The 8,377-nt window shown below is 60.5% G+C and carries 9 protein-coding genes; 2 read left to right on the top strand and 7 right to left on the bottom strand.

All coding sequences use genetic code 11. The annotated features are described in order from the left end of the window. Positions 1-241: 241 nt before the first annotated feature. Positions 242-1,165 (bottom strand): class II fructose-1,6-bisphosphate aldolase, encoded by a 924-nt coding sequence (gene fba, locus Q0K07_RS12405; protein ID WP_294559640.1) that lies wholly within the window; start codon positions 1,163-1,165, stop codon positions 242-244. 135 nt (positions 1,166-1,300) lie between these two features. Next, complete coding sequence (surE, locus tag Q0K07_RS12400; protein WP_294559638.1) at positions 1,301-2,092, bottom strand: 5'/3'-nucleotidase SurE; 792 nt, start codon at positions 2,090-2,092, stop codon at positions 1,301-1,303. Between the two features lie 154 nt (positions 2,093-2,246). Here surE and Q0K07_RS12395 point away from each other — a divergent pair, with 154 nt between their 5' ends. Both Q0K07_RS12395 and tmk read left to right on the top strand, forming a co-directional pair. Beyond that, positions 2,247-3,293 (top strand): HD domain-containing protein, encoded by a 1,047-nt coding sequence (locus tag Q0K07_RS12395; RefSeq protein WP_294559636.1) that lies wholly within the window; start codon positions 2,247-2,249, stop codon positions 3,291-3,293. Next, the gene (gene tmk, locus Q0K07_RS12390; protein ID WP_294559634.1) at positions 3,278-3,910 is read left to right on the top strand and encodes a dTMP kinase; all 633 of its coding nucleotides are present in this window, start codon (positions 3,278-3,280) and stop codon (positions 3,908-3,910) included. The genes Q0K07_RS12395 and tmk overlap by 16 nt, the downstream gene beginning before the upstream one ends. 175 nt (positions 3,911-4,085) lie before the next feature. On the opposite strand, the gene Q0K07_RS12385 is transcribed toward tmk, so the two are convergent. The 5 genes from Q0K07_RS12385 to Q0K07_RS12365 form a co-directional block, all read right to left on the bottom strand. After that, positions 4,086-4,934, bottom strand: a complete 849-nt coding sequence (locus Q0K07_RS12385) for an amidohydrolase family protein (RefSeq protein ID WP_077073957.1) — start codon at positions 4,932-4,934, stop codon at positions 4,086-4,088. A gap of 150 nt (positions 4,935-5,084) precedes the next feature. Further along, the gene (locus tag Q0K07_RS12380; protein ID WP_294559631.1) at positions 5,085-5,552 is read right to left on the bottom strand and encodes a universal stress protein; all 468 of its coding nucleotides are present in this window, start codon (positions 5,550-5,552) and stop codon (positions 5,085-5,087) included. A 19-nt stretch (positions 5,553-5,571) separates the two neighbouring features. Next, positions 5,572-6,132, bottom strand: a complete 561-nt coding sequence (locus Q0K07_RS12375; RefSeq protein WP_294559629.1) for a DUF4125 family protein — start codon at positions 6,130-6,132, stop codon at positions 5,572-5,574. A 27-nt stretch (positions 6,133-6,159) separates the two neighbouring features. Further along, the gene (locus Q0K07_RS12370; RefSeq protein WP_294559627.1) at positions 6,160-6,939 is read right to left on the bottom strand and encodes a tetratricopeptide repeat protein; all 780 of its coding nucleotides are present in this window, start codon (positions 6,937-6,939) and stop codon (positions 6,160-6,162) included. Then, positions 6,939-7,883 (bottom strand): DUF4037 domain-containing protein, encoded by a 945-nt coding sequence (locus tag Q0K07_RS12365; protein ID WP_294559625.1) that lies wholly within the window; start codon positions 7,881-7,883, stop codon positions 6,939-6,941. The genes Q0K07_RS12370 and Q0K07_RS12365 overlap by 1 nt, the downstream gene beginning before the upstream one ends. Positions 7,884-8,377 lie beyond the last annotated feature (494 nt).

Genomic DNA, 8,377 nt, shown 5'->3' with positions numbered 1-8,377 from the left:
TGTGCACACACGTTCTTTTCGGCCATTTGTCTCGCTGCCATTGTCATCTTTTATATTTAATGAGTCCTGAACCTAAGATGCGGGCCTTCCGGCACAGGAGGAAAAGGCCGTTTTCCTGCAATGCGTCCCTTCGCGGAAGCAGGCAGGAGAAAAGTGGCGGGCATGTCCGGAGCGCAGGCAAAAAAAGAGGGCGGCCGCCCGAAGGCGGTGCGCCCCTTTGCCTGTGGAGGCGGAAAGGCAATCAGATCTTGTTGGAGCTGCCGAGCACGTTGCGGATCTTGCGCTGCACCATGTCCTTCACGGCCTGACGGGCGGGCTTGAGGTAGGCGCGCGGGTCAAAGGCTTCGGGGTGTTCGGCCATGTACTTGCGGATGTTGGCCGTCATGGCAAGGCGGATGTCGGAGTCGATGTTGATCTTGCACACGCCGGAACGCGCGGCCTGACGCAGCATGTCTTCGGGCACGCCCTTGGCGTCGCCGAGCTTGCCGCCGTATTCGTTGGCCATGGCCACGAATTCCTGAGGCACGCTGGAAGCGCCGTGCAGCACCAGCGGATAGCCGGGCATCATGGCGGAGATCTTGTCGAGGCGTTCAAAGTCGAGCTTGGCTTCGCCCTTGAACTTGTAGGCGCCGTGGCTCGTGCCTATGGCAATGGCCAGGGAGTCGCAGCCGGAACGCTGGACGAATTCCACGGCCTGATCGGGATCGGTGTAGATGCTGTTTGCGGAGGCGACGTGTTCTTCCACGCCGGCGAGACGGCCGAGTTCCGCTTCCACCCACACGCCGCGGTCGTGAGCATAGTCCACCACCTGTTTGGTGACGGCGATGTTTTCTTCAAAGGGCAGGTGGGAGCCGTCGATCATGACGGAGCTGAAGCCGCCGTCGATGCAGGCCTTGCAGAGTTCAAAGTCGGGGCCGTGGTCGAGGTGCACCACCACCGGGATGTCGGATTCGGCAAGAGCGGCTTCCACCAGCTTCATGATGTAGACCTGACCGGCATACTTGCGTGCCCCGGCGGAAACCTGCAGAATCAGAGGCGAACGCTCTTCCGCGCCGGCCTGCATGATGCCCTGAATGATTTCCATGTTGTTGACGTTGAAAGCGCCGATGGCATAGCCTTCTTTGTAGGCGCGGGCAAACATCTCTTTGGGAGTGGTAATAGGCATAAGGTTCCCTCCGGGGAGCGGGTATCATGAGAGGCATAAACAGGCGGGCGCCTCTCTGTATCTTTGTTTCTTTTGTAGCCGCAGTGGGGAATTTTCGCAAGGGATGTCGGCGCAAAAGAGGCACTCTTTCGCAAATTATGAGACGATGCTGTCCCAGAGCCTGTTTTCGTTCAGCTTTTTTGCTGTTTCTCTATCGTTGAGGTCTATATTCAGGGGGGTGAGAGTGGCCCATCCTCTGTGCAGCCAGGTCTTGTCGGTGCCCTCGTCCTCCAGCTGGAAGTGCTGGAAGGGGTCGATCATCCAGTAGTATTCCCTGCCTCTCGGGGAGTAGCGGCGTTCGTAGGAGTCGAGGCAGGCCCAGTCGGTGCTGTGCGGGCAGACCTTGAGGCCGCGGATTTCTTCGGCCGGGCAGTCGGGCAGGTTGAAATTGTACACCCTGTGCACGGGAAGCGCGGCCCAGTCCATGGCCTCTGCCATGCGCACCACAAGCTCGGCATGGGCCATCGTGAGGCCGGAGTGGGCGCAGTGGGAAACCGCCATGGACGGAAGGCCGTACATGGCGGCCTGAATGGCCGCGCCCACGGTGCCGGAAAAGAATACGTCCTGCCCGGCGTTGGGGCCGAAATTGATGCCCGAGATCACAAGATCCGGCTTGAAGTCGGGCATGATGCCGCGCAGGGCGAGGATCACGCAGTCGGCCGGGGTGCCGGAAACGGCGATGCCTTCAAAGGCGCCGCCTTCGGCATGGGGAAGGCTCACCTTCCGGGTGAGGATGGGGCCGTGCACCGTGAGGCAGCAGCCCGCGCCGGAATGCTGCTCCGCAGGGGCCACGGCCCGCACGTCGTGTCCTGCGCGGACAAGGGCCGCGTGGAGCATGTGAAGGTTCGAGCTGTATATGCCGTCGTCGTTGCTGATGAGTATGCGCATGGGAACTCCCTGAGGCGGGAAAGGCTTTGACAAGCCCTGCCGCGCCCTATAGTGGAAAGAAAAGGAAATATGCTGCGGGAGGCGGAGCATGCGCCGCTTCCCATGCTTTTTTGTATAGAACGGAAATCAAAAGTCAAATCCTTCAGAGGTAACCATGAGGGAACACCGGAACATCAGCGCCGTGTCCGCCGGCGAAGAGCTTTCTTCCTGCTATCTGATCAGCCAGGCTTCTCTTCAGCAGTCGCGCAACGGGCCGTACTGGAGGCTGGAGCTCAAGGACGCGAGCGGCCTTCTGGAAGCCAAGATATGGAGTCCGCTCAGTCTGTCCCTGCCCGCGCTTTCGGCCGGGCAGATGGTGAGTGTGGAAGGGCGCGTTTCCCTGTACCGCGATCAGCTCCAGCTTACGGTGGACAATCTCCGCGTGCTCGACGAGGAGGAGGCCGCCGCTCTGCCCATGGAGGATTACCTGCTCTCCAGCCCGAGACCTGCAAAGGACATGCTGGAGGAGATCGAGAGCCTGTGCGAGGCGGAGCTTACGCACAAGCCCTGGAAGAAGTTCATGCGTTCCGTGTTGTCCGACAGGAACATCCGTGCACGGCTTCTCACGGCGCCGGCCGCAAAATCCGTGCATCACGCCTATGCCGGGGGCCTTCTGGAGCACATGCTCTCCGTGGCGCAGCTGTGCATGCTCATGGCCGGGCATTATCCCGACCTCGACAGGCAGACGCTGCTTGCCGCGGCTCTTCTGCATGATATAGGCAAGCTTGAGGAAATGGGCGGGCTCCTGGTCACGGAATATACCGATGAAGGGAAGCTTCTCGGGCATATCGTGCAGGGCATCATCATGCTGGAGCCTTTTTTGAAGAAGTCCGGGCTTGCGCCCGAACTCGTCATGCACTTCAAGCATCTCATTGCCAGCCATCACGGAGAGATACAGTTTGGAGCCGTGCGCGAACCCTGCACGCCTGAGGCCTTCGTGCTGCACTGTGCCGACAATGTCGACGCCAAGATCGCCCAGTGCCGGAGTCTGCTGCCGCAGGACGGGGAAGAGGGCATGGCCTGGAGCGCGTATCAGAGCCTGCTCGGCCGCAGTCTGTGCCGTCCCGTGCGCACGCCTGAGGCCCCCGGTGAAACGAAGGCTGCAAGGCAGGAGAAAAAAACGGAAAACAGGCAGGAGGAGCGGCAGTGTTCGTTACTGTAGAAGGCGTGGAAGGAGCGGGCAAGAGCACGCTTCTGGGGCTGCTTGCCGGGGAGTTTGAAAGGCGCGCTCTGCCTTTCGTGCGGACCCGCGAACCGGGAGGATGCGCTCTCGGCGCGCGCATCAGGCCTCTTCTGCTCGATGTGTCGAGCAGAGTGGACGAGAGGGCGGAGCTTTTTCTTTTTCTGGCCGACAGGGCGCAGCATGTGGCGGAAACCATACGTCCGGCGCTTCAGCGGGGGGCCTGGGTTCTGTGCGACCGCTATGCCGATTCCACCATCGCCTATCAGGGCTACGGGCGCGGCATGGATGTGGAGACGCTGCAGCGTCTCAACGACTACGCCACCGGGGGCCTCTGGCCGGATAAGACGCTTCTTCTCGATCTTCCCGTGGAAACGGGCCTTTCCCGCGCCCTTGCCCGCAACGGACGCGAAGGCCTCACCGAGAGCGAAGGGCGTTTCGAGGCCGAGGAGCAGGCCTTTCATCAGCGCATCCGCGAGGGCTTTCTCGCACGGGCGGAGCGCTGGCCGGAACGCTTCTGCGTGCTGGACGCGCGCCTTTCCCCGGAAGAGCTCCTTGCCTGTGCGCTGGAGGCTCTGGGGCTGAGCCGCCGGGCGTGAGAATGGATGCGTGAAAGGAAACAGGGCGCAGCCTTCTGCAAGGCTGCGCCCTGTTTTCATCCCCGCACGGGCCCGAAGCGGCAGACGGCGCATGCTATCTGTGCCCGGGCGCGGAGCAGGAAAAAGCGCCGGTGAACATTGTTCACCGGCGCTTCACAGGTCACCTTTTGAGAGCTCAGGCAAGCTTCATGCCGAGCAGCTTTTCGGCGTTCTTATAGAAGAACTTTTCCTTGTGTTCGGGGGAGAAGTTGAAGCGTTCCAGGTCCTGAATGGCCTGCTTCATGTTGTAGCAGGGCCAGGCGGAACCGTAGAGGATGCGTTCGCCGTCGAGCCACTTCATGGCGTCGCCGAACATCTGGTTGCCGGGAGCCGTGGGGTTCAGCATGTAGATGTCGGGCAGCAGCCACACGTTCTTGTTGGTGATGGCCACCTGGAAGATCATGGGAATCCAGGGATAGCAGCCGTGGGCCACCACGATCTGCAGGTTCGGGAAGTCGTTGGCCACATGCTGCACGGTGGCGGGGTCGGAATATTCCAGAGTACCCTGGAAAAAGCTCAGGGTAAGCACCATGGGAATGCCGGCCTTTTCGCAGCGGGCGTACAGGGGATAGAGCACGTTGGCGTCGGCCTTGCGGGGAGGCATGGCATAGGCGGGTTCCATGGCCACGCCCTTGATGCCTCCTTCAATGCAGCGTTCCAGCTCGTCCATGGTGGCGGCTACGCCGCGGGTGATGTCCAGGCTGCCGAAGGGAATGATCTTGCCGGGGAACTCCCTGGCCATGTCCAGAATGTCGTCGTTGGAAACGGAGGCCGCGTCGTTGGGGACCTGACGGCCGATGATGACGCCCGCGGATATGCCCGCTTCTTCCATTTCCTTCCAGAACAGGTCGAGGTCCTTCTTTTCCGCGGCTTCGCTGGGAATGCCGTGGTATTTCTGGGGGGCGGCCTCATTGCAGACGGGGCTGAAGATGCCGAGATTCTTGAATCCCTTGTACGGGGGACGGAGACGGAAGTCGAAGATCATGACAAACTCCGATGGGAAAGCGCGGTTGCCACGCACGGGCGGAAACTTCCCGCCCGTGGAGGCTCCGCCCGTGCCGCGCGACACGGCGGAGCCTTCGTTCATGCAGAAAAAGGTTTCAGGCCGCCGTTTCCGGCCGGCCTGAAAAGGAAATCAGAAGCCTTCCTCGGGCACGCATTCCAGGCTCAGATCGTTGGGGATGACCATGACCGGAACGCGGCTGTGGCCGATGAGGCGGCTGGTGCTGCCGGAGAAGTTGAACAGGCCGCGGGTGTTGAGACTGCCCATGATGATGAGGTCGGCGCAGCGCTTGTCCACCAGTTCGTTGATGGCCTTGTCGATGCGGCCGGTGAGGATGAGCGGTTCGCAGGGGAGACCGGCGAAGTTCTTCTCGGCGAATTCCTTCACATATTTTTCGGTTTCCTGGCGGCTTTCCGTGGCCACCTTCTGCAGAAGCTCCTTGCTGGCGCCGTAGCTGGCAAAGGCTCCGGTGGGGGGCAGAACATGCACGAGCAGGATCTTTGCGCCCGTCAGTTCCGCCATTTCCCGGGTGTAGCTGACGATGTCGTCGTTCTGTTCCGTGAGGTCTATGCAGCAGGCGATGGTGGAAAAAGAACTCATGTTGACTCCTTATAGAGGGTTACTGCCGGGCGGCCAGTTTCTTTTCGTAGGCTTCCAGAGATTCTTCGCCCAGCTTCCGCCACAGGTTGTCGTAGCGTTCCACGGCGGTGTTGCGGCCTTCCTTCACGGCGCGCTTCATCTCTTCGGCGTACAGTTCGAGGGTGCGGTCGGAAAGCGTTTCCAGTTCGCAGCGGAAATAACGGCGGAAGATGCTGTCGCAGTTCACATTGATGGCGTGGGGATAGCGGGCGGAAGCTTCCTGGAGGAAGCGGATTTCCATGTCGGTGATCTCATCCAGCAGGGGGCTGTTGGAAAGAGGGGGAAGCCGGTCGTCCATGCGGGCGTATTTTTCGATCATGAAGTTGCGGCCGGAAACGACGGCTTCTTCCAGATCGTTCAGATAGGATTCCAGCGTGGCCACGTCGTGGGTGCAGTGGTTCATCCAGCGCATGACGCGGAAGGAATTCGGCCGCGTCTGGCAGACGCTGGTGCCGCCCTCGTTGGGCGTGGCCATGAACATTTCAAGTTCACGATCAACGATTTTTTCGATCAGACGTTCCTTTTCTTCATCAATACTCATGGCAGACTCCTTGATAAGAGGCTTTCCTCAGGAAAGCGCCTTTTTGCAGATGTTCAGATTGTAGCGGTAGCCGTCGATGTCCCGGCCTTCGGTGCGCCCGCAGCGGGCATAGCAGGCAATGGCTTCCTCCAGCATGTCCGCAGCTTCCTGCCAGTGACCGGCGGCGGCCAGGGCCGTGCCGAGATTGCCCATGGAAAAGGCAGTTTCCGGGTGATCGCCCAGAACCTTGCGCCGTATGGCAAGGGCGGCGCGGTGATGGGCCACGCCTTCTTCATTGCGGCCCGCTTCCTCATAAATGCGGCCGAGATTGTTGAGACAGGTGGAAACTTCGAGGCTTTCCGGGCCGCGCTGCTTTTCCCACAGGTCTCTGGCCCGGAGGTTCAGCTCCTCCGCCCTGTCCAGATGACGGGCCATGTATTCCCCGAAGGAGAGGGCGAAGAGGGAGGGCGCCATGCGCGGATCATCCGCAGGAAGATGGCGCTGCAGAAGCTCAAAGGCCCTGCGCCCGGTTTCCACGCTTCTGTCGATGTCGTTGCAGGCAAGTTCGGCGCGGGCAAGGGCCGTTTCGGCAAGGGCAAGGTCCGGCCCCGGGGCCTGTTCCAGCAGCGCGCAGGCCCGGGAAAATTCTTCGCGCGCTTCTTCGGCCCTGTTCTGGTGAAAAAGCGCAAGTCCCAGGGCGTAGCGCAGGCCGCCCTCGTCGGCGGCGGGCAGGGCGGGATATTCCCTGAGAAGGTCCCTGAGCGCGGGCTCGGCCTGCGCGTCGGGAAGGTTCCTTGCCATGTTGAAGGCGTTGCGGAAGCGTTCCATCAGTCCTCCATCACGTTGCGGCGGCGCAGTTCCGGTTCCTTGACGCCCATCTGCACCACGGGGCCTGCGGCCCACAGCCAGTTGCCCTGATAGGGGCAGAGACCCTGGGTTTCCAGCTCCCTGGCCACCTGAGCGCAGAGTTCCTCAATGGCCTGTACGGCAGCCATGCCCTGCGTTTCGTCGCTCCATGCCGTGCGCGAAATGACGCGCAGCGTGTCCACGGTGCTGCGGCCGAGGACGGGCAGATCTTCCGCCGCACGGCCCGCCCATTTGTAGAAGGGCATGTAGCGGCGGCTGAGCAGAAAGGCCATGGACAGGGCCGCTTCGGAAAAACGGGCCGCGGCCAGCATGGCCGCCACCAGATCGCCGCGCTGGAGGCAGCGGGGCAGGTTGTACTGCCCGGCCTGCGCCATGATCATGCAGCGCGCGGCAATTTTCTTGCGCCGCACGTCTTCCGGATAATGCTTGAGAAGTTCTTCCCGAATGGCGGAGAACTCCCCGCCTTCATCCATGAACACGGCCCCGTTGGTGCAGGAACAGAGATGGTACTCGGGAATGGAAAGCCATTCCTTCCAGGTGGACGGGACATGATCCATGCCGAGGAAACGCCGGTAGAAGCCCCGGATCGGCAGAGGACCCACGCGGCCCATGCGCCTGTCGGCGGGCAGACGGGTGGGATAGCCCTCAAAGACGGGGGGCAGGGCGGAAAGGGCGTGTTCTATGCGGTCGAGTTCCGAGTGCAGAAGCTCGTCCGGCACCCACAGGCAGAAGGCGGGGCCCCAGTCGTGATCGCGGGAAATGCCGTCGTCCAGCCCGAGGCATTCCGAACCTTCTCCCACAAGACCTGCGGCGGAAACCGCCATGACGTCGGGGATATGTTCCTTGAGCAGAGGAAGAGCGGAGGCGAAGAAGCGCCGGGAAAGGATGAGACCGGGAAGTGACATGAAGACCTCGGAGATGACGGCTTTTTCTTTATGGATGGGAATTGCAAGAAACGTGCCAGAAAAAACGGGGAGCCCGTCGATGCCGGGTTGCAGGGAAGACAGAACCCGGAGAATTGCAACACATTGAACTTACAAAGAATACTCTATGATATCAGAAAGCGGACAGGTGGGGAAGAGGCTTCTTCTGTGTCCGGCTGCAGGGTTCTGTGTACGGGGAAAAGAGGGCAGTTGTGCAAAAAAACAACAAAACGTGGAAGAAACGCCTGTGGTGTGTTTTTTTGCTCAAGCATGAAAGATGTTTTTTTCCTGATGGTTATGAAAAAGTGTTGCAAAAATGCACGAAGAGGGGAGGGGGAATCTGCGGGGGATTTTGGGCTGAAAAATTAATATATCGTGTAAAATCATAAAGTTATCTTGGTTGGCACGGTTCGTGCATAAGGAAAAGTGTGTCAAAACGGAAAAGCACGAAGCTTTTCAACCATCATACATTTTGG

The organism is uncultured Mailhella sp., from assembly GCF_944324615.1.
In the GTDB taxonomy this organism is placed as follows: domain Bacteria; phylum Desulfobacterota; class Desulfovibrionia; order Desulfovibrionales; family Desulfovibrionaceae; genus Mailhella.
This window is presented reverse-complemented; position numbering and strand designations above follow the sequence as displayed.